Genomic DNA, 15014 nt, shown 5'->3' on the forward strand with positions numbered 1-15014 from the left:
CAGGATGTACATATCACAGGAAGTACAGGATGAGCTAAACAATCATAGCAGTCATAATGCGAACCACATGCGACTGACTTGGATGTGTATCACAGGTTTATACAGGAAGTGGACAAGGATGAACCTACAAAGCGATTTGTAGCGCTCACTACGGTGAGTAAAGGAACATTGGACTTGCTCCAATCCCGGCAGGAAGCTGGAAATTATTCCGTCAGCGCGGCCCTCAACGGCCGCGTATTTTTTTGCCTATCGCACACGCCTAGTGGTGATACTCAGCTACCACGAAACACACCGCAATACTCAGATAGACAACTGTAACGGTGCCGTGCACTGAAGCACCGTATTCCACTACTTTCACACATCAGTCGTTATTGTAAAAAAGCCTGCTTAGAATTTACCTCGCACTGCTCTACAGGGCGGGTTTGAAGCGAGCGACTCACCACCCAACAGTCGTCATAAATTGAGCAGTAACACAGCTCGATTTCGAGGCGTTTATCTATCTTTAAGATATTTTCTACAGCCTCCCCTTTGTATACCAAGGGCTTTAATATTTCGCCTGCAGGAAGCGTGATTGAACTGATATGGGATTGGTTAATGGAGTCGAATTCAGGTAAATCCGACCACCGCTGCAAATACCGCTTACCGATACTGACTTTTACATACTTAATAATGGCCGGACCTGTACCTCTGTTAGCTACGCGATAACTAAAGCGATCCTTTCCTTTGCTTCTGACAACCTCAACTTTTGGCCACACAGAGGCTTTCGCGTAGGCGCGATCTATGTACGCAGAATAAATAGAGATAAAGGCCGTAATTAAGCCAATAAAAAGCGCGGTCAGCGCAATGAGCATTTCTGGATTTTTATACCACTTCTGTTTTTCCAACAACTTAGTCCTTTAATACACGAAGCCGCTGTATTGTGTTCGCTCCGTAAACTTGAGCCCTACCCCAATACAGCATCGATAATGGTTATTTCCGTGGCCCAGGGGAGAGAGAAAACCACGAGATACCTGATCAACTTTAAGCATTTACATTTTAGTAAGCTATCGAGTCATAGCTCAACGTTATTATTGATAGCAAAATTTGCTATCGCTTACTAGCACTTAAGCCCAAGTCACTGAAAATGTCCGCACAAAAAAACGACCCAATGGGCCGTTTACGTGCACTGACATAAAATTTTAATGACCACGCTTATGATGGCCGCGCGACTGACGCTTTTCCTTGAGCTCCTGCAACTTTTGTTGCTGCTGCTCGGTGAGTAAGTTCCATATTTGATGCTGGGTGTGTAACCGTGCAATCTTACGTTCAAGCTGTTTAGCTTGCTGATCTTGGATTAACGCTCGCGCAGCCTGCTCATCGAAGCTCGCATTGGTGTGCGTTAAGGCATTTAGCTGCTGTTTCATGTCACCACGCTGGCCTCGCTGCGGCTGCAGTTGCTTTTGCGCATCTAAAATAGCGTCGATTTGGCTCTGTTGCTGCTCGCTAAGCTGTAAATAATTGGCCATACGTTTGTTAAACATACCACGCTCACCATGGTTGTGGTGACCGCCTTGACCAGCAAACACGGCGCTGGATGCCAAGGCTAAAGAAAGCAACGTTGCGCTGATACTCTTACCTAGTTTCATTGTGGACTCCTTGTTTGTCCTGATTGAAAACAATTCACAGTGCCTAGCATAGCGCTGTCAACGCAAAGCACTGTCAGGGCGGTGTAAAGGTTATGTAAAGGATTCACACTGCTGGCAAGGGATAAGGTAGTATAGCGTTGTCGCTGTATACGTACTGGGAATGACATGCATATTTTACTAACTGACGATGATACTGAACTGGCGCAAATGCTCAGCGAATACCTACAGAGCCAGCATTTCCAAGTGACCTGTGCGCATGATGGAAAAACAGGCTTGGAGCTTGCCGAAACTGGCAATTTTGATCTGTTATTACTGGATGTCATGCTGCCAGAGTTAGATGGCTTCGAGGTCTTAAAAAGGCTCAGAGCTCAATCGCTGATGCCAGTCATCATGCTGACCGCCAAAGGCGATGATTTTGATCGTATTTTTGGCCTCGAGCTCGGTGCCGATGACTATATCCCCAAGCCTTTCAACCACCGAGAGCTGCTTGCCCGCGTCAAGGCTATTACTCGACGCATCGAGCATATCAATGCCACTAAGCCTCGTCAGGACTTACAGTTTGCCGGTCTGGATATGTGTATGCATAGCCGCAGCGTCAGCGCCAATACACGGCCTTTAGCACTCACCGGCACTGAGTTTGCTATTTTGCACTTATTACTACAACAACCGGGCACCGTGATCAGTAAAGAGCAAATAAGTGAACAAGTGTTGGGCCGCCGCTTAGCGCCATATGACCGCTCTATTGACATGCATGTCAGTAACTTGCGCAAGAAAATAGCCGAACACATTGAGGCCGAGCGTATTCGCACGCTACGCGGTGCCGGTTACGTCTTGGTGGGAGATGCGTAAATGCGGCCATTGTTTAGCAAACTCTATGTGAAAATATTCTTGTGGTTTTGGCTCACCCTAGCCGCGACCTTCGCGTTGCTTGCCGGGCTAAGCTCGATGAGCTTCAGTGAACTGTCTTATGAGCCTTTACGCGGTGGCGATGCGCACTACTTAAAGCGCTTAGGGCATGCCATTGAGCGCAGTGCTAATAAACACGATATCAGCGCTGAGCAACTCATCAACCATGGCCGCTTTGCCAAAAGAAAGCAGCTTTATCTGTATTCTGTTGACCAAGATAAAGCGCTACAGAACTTCACCCCACCCCACGACATTGGCCTCAATGAGCTTAATTTTCGCCAGAGCATGGCTCCACAAATGATTTTCCACGAGCACTTTCAAGCATTAGGCCCTTTGCTAATCACCCTACCGGACGGGCAATATCAGCTGTATGAGCTGCGCCCCGGGCGCAAGCTACCTTGGTTATTGCGGCTCAAACTCATGCCTACTTGGCTTAAGGTAGTTGTGGCTTTGGGTGCCTCTTTGTTGTTGAGTTTGCTGTTTACCCGCACCTTGATCACACCGGTCAATGCGCTACGAAGCGCCGCGAAAGACATCGCCGCAGGTAATTTACAAAGTCGTGCGCCGAGTAACGTTCGCCATGATGAGCTTGGCGTTCTCACCGACGAGTTCAATGCCATGGCGGCGCGTCTAGAAACCCTTGTGAATAGTCAACGTTCGTTGTTGGGTGATATTTCTCATGAGCTACGTTCGCCATTAACGCGACTCTCGCTCGCCTGTGCATTAGCCCAAGACAGTGCCGATAGCGCAACCTTATTACAACTGCAGCGCATAGAAAAAGAAGCCAAGCAGCTTGATACTCTTATTGCCCGTATTTTGATGCTCTCACGGCTAGAAAATCGTCAACAAAGTATTGTGCGCCAGCGCATCAGTGTGCGTGAGTTACTGGCTCCAGTGTTTGCCGACGCCAAGTTCGAGGCCGACTCTGAGCATAAGCAGCTCTCTCTTGCTGAGCTCAGTGATAGCCATTTCCTCAACATTGACCCCCAAGTGGTAGCCAGTGCCTGCGATAACTTACTGCGTAACGCAATCAAATATGCCAATCAGCATATTGAAGTGAGCTTGCAGTGGATAGACACGATAATGCTACTGTCTATTAGCGACGATGGTCCTGGCGTTGCTGAGCATGAGCTTGCTCATCTCAAGGAACCCTTTTACCGCGTTGGCTCTGCGCGCAGCCGCGATAGTGGCGGCACCGGTTTAGGCTTAGCGATTGCCAACAAGGCCATAGCGGCCCACAATGGGGAACTTGTATTGCAAAATAACCCTCAAGGTGGTTTAGTAGCGACCATAAAACTCCCTACGACCTGATACTGAATGTTCTACTCCAGCGAAGCACTACTGCATAAAAATGATGACGCCATCGCGCAATTTTGGCAGCAAGATATGCACAAGGGCTTTGTGGACACACGCCAAGGTAAGTTATTTTACGCCTACCATTTACCCTACCAAGCTGACTTTGCGTTAGTGATCAGCTCAGGGCGCATTGAAGCGGCACAGAAATACCAAGAGCTGCTGTGGGAATTTGCGCGTAATAACATTGCCGTGTTTATTGTTGACCATCAAGGTCAAGGGCGCTCTTATCGCCATCTTGAAGATAGCCACAAAGGGTATGTAGGGCACTTTGATGATTACAGCCGAGACCTTGCGCAATTCGTAAACGAGGTGGTTGAACGCCACTGGCAAGGGAAAAAAATACTCCTTGGCCACTCCATGGGGGGAGCAATCGCCTTAGATTATCTTTGTCACCACCGCCATTCGTTCAGCGGCGCGTTTTTAAGCGCCCCGATGCTGCAACTGGATACCGGTAATATCAAAGCTTGGCAAACACGCTTATGGGCATGGCTAATGACCTTAGTCGGTCAAGGCGGGCGTTATGTCCCTGGACACGGCCCTTATCGTAATATCCCCTTTGCAGAAAATGAACTCACCCACAGTGAAGCCCGGTATACGCGCTTTCGCCAGTTATATGAGCAGCACAGCGATATGCAATTAGGGGGGGTGACTTACGCCTGGCTTAACGCCGCTTTTGCCGCTATCAAGAAGCTACGGACCTGCCAATGTCCTGTGCCGTTATTTGTCGCTGCAGCACAATGCGATACCGTGGTTGACCCAAGTCCTTATAACGACTTTATTCATGGTCAACGCCAAGCTGTATTAAAAACCTACCAAGGGGCTAAGCATGAGCTTTTGTGTGAGCACGATACGGTGCGTAAGCCACTCATTCGCGACTTACTCACCTTCTGTCAGGGCTTGTAGTTTAAGACAGGATTAAAGGTACTTAGACAAGTACTTTTTGTACATCGGATCTGAGGCGGCTAATTCACGCTGCTCTGCAAGAATGTCCTTAAGTATCGCTTTCGATGTGAGTGGGTTCGCCAATACCACACGAAATACCACCGTAGGCTGATAACCGTAGGCAGCTGGAGTCAACCGGGTACGCGATACAAATGAACGCCCCGCCTCACGCTGGCGCTTTTGCATGCTAGCGGTGAAACGATTCAATGCGGCGTAAATATCCAGCTTGGTTTGCTCATCCGCCTGCTGCAACCGTGCCTTTATTTTCTCTGGCACATAACGGTAGGTTAATAAGCACAGTTCAGGCTCGGAGATCAGTTCAAAATCCGCTTCCGATTTAATTAAATCAGCGAAAAAGCGCGCTTTCTCTAAGCTTTTATCGATCAGCATCTCATAGCCTTTACGACCGATAATACGTAAGCAGGCATGCACCAACATCGCCATTCCCGGGCGGCTACCCTCTAAGGTATGACTGCCTAAATCTTTTGAACCTTTACGCAGAATATATTCAGCGTGGTGCTCTATGGCGTCGGTCGCGCTGGGGTCTTTAAATAACACGATTCCCGCGCCCATAGGCACATACATTTGTTTGTGCGCATCAATGGTGATGGAGTCTGCACGCTCAATGCCACTGAGCAGATGACGGTGATTATTCGATAACAAGGTGGCTCCACCCCAAGCCGCATCGACATGGAAGTGACAGCCTAGCTCCTCGGCCAGATCAGCCATGTCATTCAACGGGTCGATATTGCCGGTTTCGGTGGTCCCAGCGACTCCCACCAAGGCCATCACTTTAATACCTTGGGCTTCGAGGGCACGTGCCTCTTTGCGCATCGCCGCAACATCGACTTTATTATCTTCATCGGTAGGAATCGCGATAAAGTTATCGCGGCCAATACCGAGCACATCGGCGGCCTTGCCAAGGGAATAATGGCCTCGCTCGGAAACCAATACCGCCAAACCTTTGTAGCCGTAGTGGAACATCGCCGACACCAATCCTTGGGCGCCAATGCCTTTAAAATCACCTTCGGCCTTAAGCAAGCAATTGCGCGCTATCCACAAGGCAGTAATGTTCGCCACCGTGCCCCCGGAGCAAAACGCACCGAGCGAGGTTTTGGCGCTATGCATCCACTTGTCGTAAAACTTTTGCTCGCGACCATACGCCATATGATGCAGCATGCCGACCACTTGGCGCTCTAATGGGGTAAAAGCTTTGGAGGTTTCGATCTTTACCAGGTTTTGGTTAAGACCCACCATGAGTTTGGACAGTGGCAGCACAAAATGAGGTAACGCCGAGGTCATATGACCAATAAAGCTCGGGGCAGCGGTATGCACGGAATGCGCTACCAGCTTTTCCATGATGTCCTGAGCATGGGCACTGACAAACATCGGCTCTTCGGGAACCTGAGCTGATTCGAAGTCTCGCTCGATTTCATGCAGCGGTTTTTCAACCGCAGCAATGTTCTCATTTAAAAAGCCAGCTAGATTACTAGAAATCTCGGCTTCTATTTTACTGAGCGTTGAGTCCGGTGCCTCTGGCACCGTAAAGACGCGCATCAAGCTCTGCTCTGATGCGACGGCAAAACGCTTATCACTCATGACATACCTAAATGCATTGGCTTTAAGGCGGTGACGGGTTGCTTAAAGCAGTTCAATTTAATTGCGCTCACTTTATAGCAATCACCTTAGAAAGTCTTGCAGCTTTGGTCAAATTTAAGAAAGTTAGGTGAATTTTTTACGACATTACCAGCATAAGCGGCACTTATACTGGTACAAAAGAATGAATTAACAATGCCTCACCTAAGGCTGCGCGCATAGATTGAACATGCGCACACGACCCTTAAGCAATGCTCGGTAAACTATCTATTGGCCAGCGCGGCATAACTTGCGTGCTCACATCACCAGTTTGCCCTGCTTTTAGGCGCTGCATGCCGGCGTAGGCGATCATCGCACCATTATCTGTACAAAAAGCTGGGCGCGGATAGTACACCTCACCTTGCATGCCTTGCATTACCTTCGCCAACTGTTCACGTAAATAAGTATTGGCACTGACTCCACCGGCGATCACCAAACGTTTTATACCGGTTTGCTTAAGTGCTCGCTTACACTTAATCGCCAAGGTATCGATCACCGCTGTTTGAAAAGCATGAGCAATATCAGCCTTCGTTTGTGAGTCGTCCCCTTCATTACGAATGGTATTTGCCGCAGAGGTCTTCAACCCGCTAAAGCTAAAATCCAAGCCAGGTCTGTCGGTCATTGGTCGGGGGAACTTAAAGCGCCCCGGCGTGCCTTGCTCTGCCAACTTCGCCAATAAGGGTCCGCCAGGATAATCTAACCCAAGTAACTTTGCGGTTTTATCGAAGGCTTCACCGGCAGCATCATCCACCGACTCACCAAGTACTTGGTATTCGCCGATATTGCTAACCTTTACCAACAGCGTGTGCCCTCCGGATACCAATAGAGCCACAAAAGGAAACTCTGGGACTCGCTCTTCCAACATTGGTGCCAGCAAATGCCCTTCCATATGGTGAACCGCCACAGTAGGGAGCTGCCACCCATAGGCTAAGGAGCGTGCAATGGATGAGCCTACTAATAAGGCCCCGACAAGGCCTGGGCCTGCGGTATAGGCCACACCATCTAAATCCTCAGGGCCACACTTTGCTTCGGCAAACGCAGCTTCAATTAAAGGCAACGTTTTACGCACATGATCGCGCGATGCTAATTCAGGCACCACGCCGCCATAATCGGCATGCATTTTCACTTGGCTATATAATTGATGCGCAAGCAAACCTTGTTCATCGTCATAAATAGCAATCCCGGTCTCGTCACAGGAAGATTCTATTCCCAAAATGCGCAATGTGAGTCTCCTACATGGGCTTAGGTGGCATGGATAAGGCCGCATATTCTACTTGGTTGCTGCAATTTTACCAGTATTGTGATATTTATTCTTTACACACGGGGGTAAGTCGGATTACAATGCCGCACCATTTTTGAACCACTTGATCATAATTTGATCAGATGAGTGAAGCTCATTTAGTTAGGTAGGTGAATTTTTAATGCCAGTAGTTAAAGTAAGAGAAAACGAGCCGTTTGACGTAGCTCTACGCCGCTTCAAGCGTTCATGTGAAAAAGCAGGTATCCTTTCAGAAGTTCGTCGTCGCGAGCACTATGAAAAGCCAACCGCTGCGCGTAAGCGTAAGAAAGCGGCTGCTGTTAAGCGTCACATGAAAAAGCTTTCTCGCGAAAACGCACGTCGCGTTCGTTTATACTAATCGCTTCTCGGTCTTGATGTCATGAGTCTTTTAGTTACCTTAAAAGATGCACAAAAAGACGCGATGCGTGCCAAGGACAAAATGCGCCTTGGTGCTGTGCGTTCAGTACTAGCAGCCATTAAACAGCGCGAGATCGACGAGCGCATTACCTTAGACGAAGCCGCGATTACCTCGGTTATCGTTAAGCTCGTTAAGCAACGCCGTGATTCTTATACTCAGTATAAAGACGCCGGTCGTGACGATCTCGCTGATGTGGAAGCTGCCGAAATTGCGGTTTTAGAAGAGTTTCTTCCAAAACCACTGAACGAGGATGAAATCAATCAACTGATTGATAACGCCATCGCCGACACCGGTGCCCAAGGCATGCAAGACATGGGTAAAGTGATGGGCGTAATAAAGAGTCAAGCTGAAGGCCGTGCCGATATGGGCAAATTATCAGGCCTTATTAAACAGCGACTCAGCGCCTAGATTGCGAAAGCAAATTCAAGCAAACCGAGCCTTGTGCTCGGTTTCTTCGTTTGTGCACGATTGAAAAATAAAGTCACTGTGGCAGCTCCATTTCTTCGTGGCGATTGATATACTACTGAGATTCTCTATTCCCAATTAGGTGTTAGCAATGGCAGGCAAGATCCCACGGCAGTTTATTGATGATCTTTTAGCTCGCACCGATATTGTAGAGTTAATAGACGCGCGCGTTAATCTTAAAAAAGCAGGCAAAGACTACCAAGCCTGTTGCCCTTTCCATAACGAAAAAACACCGTCATTTACCGTCTCTCAAGACAAACAGTTTTATCACTGCTTTGGTTGTGGCGCCAATGGCAACGCCATCAGTTTTGTCATGGAATACGATAAACTCGACTTTGTTGACGCTATCGAAGAGCTCGCCAGTTTATTGCACCTCGAAGTGCCAAGAGAGCAAGGCCATAATAATTCCGAGCGCCCTCCTGTCAGTCAAGAACAAAAGCGCTCAGACTATGAATTGATGGAACAAGCAGCACGGTATTATCAGCAGCAGTTGCGCCATCATGCTAATTCACAGTTGGTGATTGATTACCTTAAAGGGCGAGGCCTCAGCGGCCAAACGGTTAAAGACTATCAAATTGGCTATGCCCCGAGTGAGTGGGAAGCCTTGTGCCAGACTCTAGGGAAAAACCCCAAGCAAAAGCAGCAGTTGATCGAGCTTAAACTGGCCACCCAAAAAGACAATGGCCGCACCTTTGATTTCTTCCGTGACCGACTGATGTTCCCTATCCGCGACCGTCGCGGTCGGGTCATTGCTTTTGGCGGACGTATCATGGGCAGCGATGATAACGGCCCTAAATACCTAAACTCACCTGAGACCCGGGTATTCCATAAAGGTTTTGAGCTATACGGTTTTTATGAGGCTAAGCAAGCGCACAAAAAGCTTGAGCAGTTACTCATTGTTGAAGGCTATATGGATGTGGTGGCCTTGGCTGAGCATGATATTAAATATGCCGTTGCCGCCTTGGGCACTGCGACCACCGCCGAACACATGCAGTTACTGCTGCGGGCCACCGACAAAGTTATTTGTTGTTATGATGGCGACCGCGCGGGTCGCGACGCGGCTTGGCGCGCGCTTGAAAACGCCCTGCCCTATTTAAAAGACGGCAAAGCTCTGAAGTTCGTGTTTTTGCCGGACGGCGAAGACCCAGATTCATTGGTACAGCAAGAGGGCAAAGCGGCCTTTGAACAACGCTTGGGTGACGCCAAAGATTTTATCGAGGTGTTTTTTGCTCGTTTGAGCGAACATTTAGATCTTACTCAGGATGCAGGCAAAGCCAAGTTACTAAGTGAAGCCTTACCACTGATTGAAAAAATTCCCAGTGAGTTTTACCAAGAAAGCCTATTAGAACGTTTAGCACGGTTTATTGGCCGCACTCGGGAACAACTCAATGCCAAGCTCAAAACCCCAAAACAACAAAAACGGGTTGAGAGCCAATTTAAAATGACGCCCATGCGCACCGCCATCGCGCTTATGGTGCAACACCCGCAATTGGCACCTACGGTTGAGTACATGCCAGAGCTTGCCAGTTTAGGTTTACCGGGTTTGGAATTGTTTTTAGCCATTCAAAAACAATGTTTAGACAACCCACAAATAACCACCGCACAGTTGTTAGAAAGTTACCGTGAACGCCCTGAATACGGCGCGCTTACTAAGCTTGCGGCGTGGCCACACCAAATAAACGACGAGGTTTTGGAACCTCATTTCCAACAAACGGTCAAATTCATTGAAGATCAGTGTTTAAATCATCGCCTCGAGACCTTATTAATAAAGGACAAGACGCAAGGTTTAAGCTTTGAAGAACGACGTGAATACGCGCTACTGACGCAAGCACTAAAAGGCAGTGAAGTGCTCGAAAGCTAGCCAGAAAAAACTCGGTCTGTTATAATACGCAATTCACTGCGTCAAACCGGCTTGGGGCTCCCAGCTTAGGTTCTTAAGCTGACGCCTGTTGTATCAACTTATCAGGGTGGAAGAGCAAATCTCTATGGATCCAACTCCTCAGTCACAACTAAAACTTCTGATTCAGAAAGGTAAAGAGCAAGGTTATCTTACATTCGCGGAAGTGAACGATCACCTTCCACAAGACATCATTGACTCGGATCAGGTCGAAGACATTATCAGCATGATTAATGACATGGGTATTAAGGTCAGCGAGTCTGCGCCTGATGCCGATGAATTAATGATGGCTGAAACGACCACGGATGAGGACGCAGCAGAGGCTGCGGCTGCAGCCCTGGCAACGGTAGAAAAAGAGATCGGTCGTACTACGGACCCTGTGCGCATGTATATGCGTGAAATGGGGACGGTTGAGCTACTTACTCGTGAGGGCGAAATTGATATCGCCAAGCGTATTGAGGAAGGCATCAACCAAGTACAGATTTCTGTTGCTGAATATCCAGAGGCTATCTCGCACCTACTTGAACAGTGGGACATGTTCGAAGCCGAAGAAATTCGCTTGAGCGACATCATCACTGGCTTTTTCGATCCCAACGAGGACGAAACACAAATCTCTGCCACACACATTGGTTCTGAATTGAGCGAAGAAGAGCTCGATGACGAAGACGATGATGCTGACAGCGATGACGATGATGAAGAAGAAACCGATAACGGCCCAGATCCGGAAGAAGCGCGCGAGCACTTTGAAAAGCTTCGTGCCTTGTACACTGGCGCACGCGAGATTTTCGAGCAAAAAGGCCGTTCGCATCCCGATGCTAAAGCCGCGATTATCGAGATCGGCGAGCTATTTCGTACCTTCAAACTAGTACCGAAGCAATTTGATCGCATGGTTAACAACATGCGTGCAATGATGGATAAAGTGCGTGTGCAAGAACGCATCATCATGAAGCAAGCGGTACAAGTTGCTAAAATGCCAAAGAAAACGTTCGTTAAGCATTTTGCTAATAACGAAACAGATGCCTCTTGGCTAGATGCCGAAATCGCTAAAGGCGAGAGCTACTCAGCGAAATTAAGCGAGCTAAAACCGGAAATTGAACGTTGCATCAATAAGCTAAAACAGATTGAGCAAAGCACCGGTTTATCCATTGAGCGTATCAAAGACATCAACCGTCGTATGAGTATTGGTGAGGCGAAAGCCCGCCGTGCGAAAAAAGAGATGGTTGAGGCAAACTTACGTCTGGTTATTTCAATTGCCAAGAAATACACCAACCGAGGCCTGCAGTTCTTGGATCTGATCCAAGAAGGTAATATCGGCTTGATGAAAGCAGTAGATAAATTTGAATATCGCCGTGGTTATAAGTTCTCAACTTATGCAACTTGGTGGATCCGTCAGGCAATCACTCGCTCGATTGCAGACCAAGCGCGTACTATTCGTATTCCGGTACATATGATTGAGACCATTAATAAGCTCAATCGTATCTCGCGTCAGATGCTTCAGGAAATGGGCCGCGAGCCAAACCCTGAAGAACTGGCTGAGCGCATGCTAATGCCTGAAGATAAGATTCGTAAGGTATTAAAAATCGCTAAAGAGCCGATTTCAATGGAGACGCCTATCGGTGACGATGAAGATTCGCACTTAGGTGATTTCATTGAGGATACCACCATTGACTCGCCAATCGATTCAGCGACCATGGAAAGCCTTAAAGGCGCGACTCACGAAGTACTGGCAGGCCTGACAGCCCGCGAAGCAAAAGTACTACGTATGCGTTTTGGTATCGACATGAATACCGACCACACCCTAGAGGAAGTGGGTAAGCAGTTTGACGTTACTCGAGAGCGTATCCGTCAAATCGAAGCGAAGGCACTGCGTAAGTTACGCCATCCATCGCGCTCTGACCTGCTGAAGAGTTTCTTAGACGCCAGCAAATAAGCCGCGTCTTACACACTACATCAAGGCCGCTTTTTAGCGGCCTTTTTTAACGAGGATTTACAATGGCTTGGATCCAAATCCGCATTCGTGCCACCGAGTCAACGGCTGATGCCATTAGTGATCACCTTATGGACATCGGTTGTCCATCGGTGACCTTCATGGACACTAAAGACACGCCTATTTTTGAACCCCAGCCCGGGGAAGTAAAATACTGGGCAGAAACCACCGTGATTGGCCTGTTTGAGGCCAACCACGATATGCAAGCCGTGGTTGACTACCTAAAAGTACAGCCTGAGCTGAAAGAGCAATTTCATTATAAAATTGAGCAACTTGAAGACAAAGATTGGGAACGAGAGTGGATGAAAAACTTCCACCCTATCCGCTTTGGCGAGCGTTTGTGGATTTGCCCAAGCTGGCTCGATGTGCCAGACCCCAGTGCGGTTAATGTTATGCTCGACCCGGGTCTGGCCTTTGGCACCGGCACCCATGCTACTACCGCGCTGTGCTTAAAGTGGTTAGAAGGCCTCGATTTAAGCGGCAAAACCGTGGTCGATTTTGGCTGTGGTTCCGGTATTTTGGGGATTGCGGCCATCAAGTTAGGTGCTGCCCGCGTTATCGGTATAGATATCGACCAGCAAGCCCTCGATGCCAGTCAAGACAACGCCGCACGTAATGGTGTTGCTGAACAGCTAGAGGTGTATTTGCCACAAAACCAACCTCATCTTGAAGCTGATGTGGTGGTTGCTAATATTCTTGCCCAGCCCTTGCGTGAACTTAATGAAGTGATTCTCAGCTTGCTAAAGTCCGGCGGTGACATTGCTCTATCTGGAGTGCTGGCTGAGCAAGCGCAATCGGTAGCCAGTCATTATGACCAGCAAGTAAGCCTCGCCCCTATCGAACAGGAAGGGGATTGGGTGCGCATCAGTGGGGTTAAAAAGTAACCACAGCTGACACTATTTGCGCAGCGGACAATTGTCCCTGCGCGACTTTTTTACACTTTTTACGCATCATCAACACCCCGCAGAGTAAGCTTTCACGGGCCTGTGTTCATAAAACAAACAAAAAAATCACTCCCTCAGCTCGTTACCAAATGTCAATACGAAAAGTTTAAAAAAAAAGCACTTTTGTTCAATTTATAGCCTTTGATTTTGGCGCAAAAAACCGTAAACTTAGCGCCCCTTGAAACGAGGTGAATTGAGTCGCTGTGCAAATTGGTCCGTACCAGTTAGAAAACAACTTAATGGTCGCCCCCATGGCTGGGATAACCGACCGCCCTTTTCGACAACTCTGTCGTCGCTTAGGTGCAGGCCTCGCGGTCTCCGAGATGTTGTCTTCCAACCCAAAGGTTTGGCGTACAGCTAAATCCATGGGCCGTATGGATCACAGCGGTGAGTCAGGTATTCGTTCCGTGCAAATTGCCGGTGCCGACCCTGAACTTATGGCGCAAGCCGCACAATTTAACGTTTCCAATGGCGCGCAGATCATAGATATCAATATGGGCTGCCCGGCAAAAAAAGTGAATAAAAAGCTTGCAGGCTCTGCGTTGCTGCAATATCCAGAGTTGGTCGAAGCCATCGTTAAAGCGGTGGTTAATGCGGTGGATGTGCCCGTCACATTGAAAATCCGTACTGGCTGGGATGTGGATAATCGCAACGGCGTCGAGATTGCAGCTATCGCTGAGCACAATGGTATTCAGTCACTTGCCGTCCATGGACGCACTCGTGCGTGCATGTATAAAGGCAATGCTGAATACGACACGATTAGAGCCGTGAAACGCTCAGTGTCAATTCCTGTGGTGGCTAATGGTGATATTACATCGCCACATAAGGCACAACAGGTTTTAGAGTATACGGGCGCAGATGCCATCATGGTTGGCCGAGCCGCCCAAGGTCGCCCCTGGATTTTCCGGGAAATCGATCATTATTTAAAAACCGGAACGCTGCTAGCGCCGCCTGAATTAGGCGAAGTACGCAGCATATTGATGGAGCATTTAACTAATCTGCATCAATTTTACGGTGAGCCCATGGGGGCGCGGATTGCTCGCAAGCATGTTGGATGGTATTTGCACGCTCATGACGAAAACGGTCAGTTTAGGCGAGTATTCAATGCGCTAGAAACACCTCAACAGCAGGTGGAAGCGCTTAATGAGTACTTTGAAACTTATTGCTAATCCAGAAAGAAAGAGACAATACAACGATGTTTGAACAAAATGTGACTTCTCCTTTTATTACTAACGCTCACGTTCAGTCACAAGAGAAACCACAGCCTCTTCGCGACGCTGTTAAAAAAGCTGTTCACCACTACTTAAAGCAGCTTAACGGTCAGGACGTACAAGATGTATACGAGCTTGTTCTTTCTGAACTAGAAGCACCGCTTCTAGAAGAAGTAATGACTTACACACGTGGCAACCAAACGCGTGCGGCCATCTTGCTAGGTATCAACCGTGGTACTTTACGCAAGAAGCTGAAAAAGTACGGCATGAACTAATGAATACGCAGCGCTAAGCTGCACCTAAAAGCACCTTCGGGTGCTTTTTTATTTTCGTCCATACGCGAAAATGA

14 protein-coding genes are annotated in these 15014 nt (G+C 48.2%); 10 read left to right on the forward strand and 4 right to left on the reverse strand.

What is annotated here, in order from left to right; genetic code table 11:
- Nucleotides 1-368: 368 nt before the first annotated feature.
- On the reverse strand, nucleotides 369-884 hold the full coding sequence (locus W04_RS05010) for a hypothetical protein (protein WP_157576276.1): 516 nt from the start codon (nucleotides 882-884) through the stop codon (nucleotides 369-371).
- Between the two features lie 294 nt (nucleotides 885-1178).
- Nucleotides 1179-1625, reverse strand: coding sequence for a Spy/CpxP family protein refolding chaperone (locus W04_RS05015; RefSeq protein WP_053910046.1), 447 nt, complete (start codon nucleotides 1623-1625; stop codon nucleotides 1179-1181).
- Between the two features lie 165 nt (nucleotides 1626-1790).
- Here W04_RS05015 and W04_RS05020 point away from each other — a divergent pair, with 165 nt between their 5' ends.
- From W04_RS05020 to W04_RS05030, 3 genes are read left to right on the forward strand one after another with little or no spacing between them, the layout of a single operon-like run.
- Entirely contained in the window at nucleotides 1791-2474 is a 684-nt protein-coding gene (locus tag W04_RS05020) for a response regulator transcription factor (protein ID WP_053910047.1), read from the forward strand.
- Nucleotides 2475-3842: an ATP-binding protein gene (locus W04_RS05025; protein WP_022945350.1), complete on the forward strand. Its 1368-nt coding sequence runs from the start codon at nucleotides 2475-2477 to the stop codon at nucleotides 3840-3842.
- Between the two features lie 6 nt (nucleotides 3843-3848).
- On the forward strand, nucleotides 3849-4790 hold the full coding sequence (locus tag W04_RS05030; protein WP_053910048.1) for an alpha/beta fold hydrolase: 942 nt from the start codon (nucleotides 3849-3851) through the stop codon (nucleotides 4788-4790).
- Between the two features lie 12 nt (nucleotides 4791-4802).
- Here W04_RS05030 and panP read toward each other — a convergent pair whose 3' ends face one another.
- Together panP and tsaD are read right to left on the reverse strand one after the other, a co-directional pair.
- Nucleotides 4803-6428: a pyridoxal-dependent aspartate 1-decarboxylase PanP gene (panP, locus tag W04_RS05035; RefSeq protein ID WP_022945348.1), complete on the reverse strand. Its 1626-nt coding sequence runs from the start codon at nucleotides 6426-6428 to the stop codon at nucleotides 4803-4805.
- Between the two features lie 241 nt (nucleotides 6429-6669).
- Nucleotides 6670-7686 (reverse strand): tRNA (adenosine(37)-N6)-threonylcarbamoyltransferase complex transferase subunit TsaD, encoded by a 1017-nt coding sequence (gene tsaD / locus W04_RS05040; protein ID WP_022945347.1) that lies wholly within the window; start codon nucleotides 7684-7686, stop codon nucleotides 6670-6672.
- Between the two features lie 199 nt (nucleotides 7687-7885).
- On the opposite strand from tsaD, the gene rpsU reads away from it, so the two are divergent.
- The 7 genes from rpsU (at nucleotide 7886) to fis (ending at nucleotide 14940) form a co-directional block, all read left to right on the forward strand.
- Nucleotides 7886-8101 carry a 30S ribosomal protein S21 gene (rpsU, locus tag W04_RS05045; protein WP_022945346.1) on the forward strand — a complete coding sequence of 72 codons (216 nt, stop codon included), beginning with the start codon at nucleotides 7886-7888 and terminating at the stop codon, nucleotides 8099-8101.
- 21 nt (nucleotides 8102-8122) lie between these two features.
- Entirely contained in the window at nucleotides 8123-8569 is a 447-nt protein-coding gene (locus W04_RS05050) for a GatB/YqeY domain-containing protein (RefSeq protein WP_022945345.1), read from the forward strand.
- Between the two features lie 148 nt (nucleotides 8570-8717).
- Entirely contained in the window at nucleotides 8718-10487 is a 1770-nt protein-coding gene (gene dnaG, locus W04_RS05055) for a DNA primase (protein WP_053910049.1), read from the forward strand.
- Between the two features lie 124 nt (nucleotides 10488-10611).
- Nucleotides 10612-12453 (forward strand): RNA polymerase sigma factor RpoD, encoded by a 1842-nt coding sequence (rpoD, locus tag W04_RS05060; RefSeq protein WP_022945343.1) that lies wholly within the window; start codon nucleotides 10612-10614, stop codon nucleotides 12451-12453.
- A 62-nt stretch (nucleotides 12454-12515) separates the two neighbouring features.
- Complete coding sequence (gene prmA / locus W04_RS05065) at nucleotides 12516-13394, forward strand: 50S ribosomal protein L11 methyltransferase (RefSeq protein WP_022945342.1); 879 nt, start codon at nucleotides 12516-12518, stop codon at nucleotides 13392-13394.
- Nucleotides 13395-13657: 263 nt separating this feature from the next.
- A complete protein-coding gene (dusB, locus tag W04_RS05070) occupies nucleotides 13658-14623 on the forward strand; it encodes a tRNA dihydrouridine synthase DusB (protein WP_045980568.1) in 966 nt (321 codons plus the stop codon).
- Nucleotides 14624-14649: 26 nt separating this feature from the next.
- Complete coding sequence (gene fis / locus W04_RS05075; protein WP_010374122.1) at nucleotides 14650-14940, forward strand: DNA-binding transcriptional regulator Fis; 291 nt, start codon at nucleotides 14650-14652, stop codon at nucleotides 14938-14940.
- Nucleotides 14941-15014: the final 74 nt, after the last annotated feature.

This window comes from Pseudoalteromonas sp. SW0106-04 (assembly GCF_001293805.1).
Taxonomy (GTDB): Bacteria; Pseudomonadota; Gammaproteobacteria; order Enterobacterales; family Alteromonadaceae; genus Pseudoalteromonas; species Pseudoalteromonas ruthenica.

Excerpts from the sequence above, each read along its gene's own strand:
- W04_RS05015 (WP_053910046.1), bottom strand. The coding sequence starts at position 1,625 with ATGAAACTAGGTAAGAGTATCAGCGCAACGTTGCTTTCTTTAGCCTTG.
- W04_RS05020 (WP_053910047.1), top strand. The coding sequence starts at position 1,791 with ATGCATATTTTACTAACTGACGATGATACTGAACTGGCGCAAATGCTC.
- W04_RS05025 (WP_022945350.1), top strand. The coding sequence starts at position 2,475 with ATGCGGCCATTGTTTAGCAAACTCTATGTGAAAATATTCTTGTGGTTT.
- W04_RS05030 (WP_053910048.1), top strand. The coding sequence starts at position 3,849 with ATGTTCTACTCCAGCGAAGCACTACTGCATAAAAATGATGACGCCATC.
- panP (WP_022945348.1), bottom strand. The coding sequence starts at position 6,428 with ATGAGTGATAAGCGTTTTGCCGTCGCATCAGAGCAGAGCTTGATGCGC.
- rpsU (WP_022945346.1), top strand. The coding sequence starts at position 7,886 with ATGCCAGTAGTTAAAGTAAGAGAAAACGAGCCGTTTGACGTAGCTCTA.
- W04_RS05050 (WP_022945345.1), top strand. The coding sequence starts at position 8,123 with ATGAGTCTTTTAGTTACCTTAAAAGATGCACAAAAAGACGCGATGCGT.
- dnaG (WP_053910049.1), top strand. The coding sequence starts at position 8,718 with ATGGCAGGCAAGATCCCACGGCAGTTTATTGATGATCTTTTAGCTCGC.
- rpoD (WP_022945343.1), top strand. The coding sequence starts at position 10,612 with ATGGATCCAACTCCTCAGTCACAACTAAAACTTCTGATTCAGAAAGGT.
- prmA (WP_022945342.1), top strand. The coding sequence starts at position 12,516 with ATGGCTTGGATCCAAATCCGCATTCGTGCCACCGAGTCAACGGCTGAT.
- fis (WP_010374122.1), top strand. The coding sequence starts at position 14,650 with ATGTTTGAACAAAATGTGACTTCTCCTTTTATTACTAACGCTCACGTT.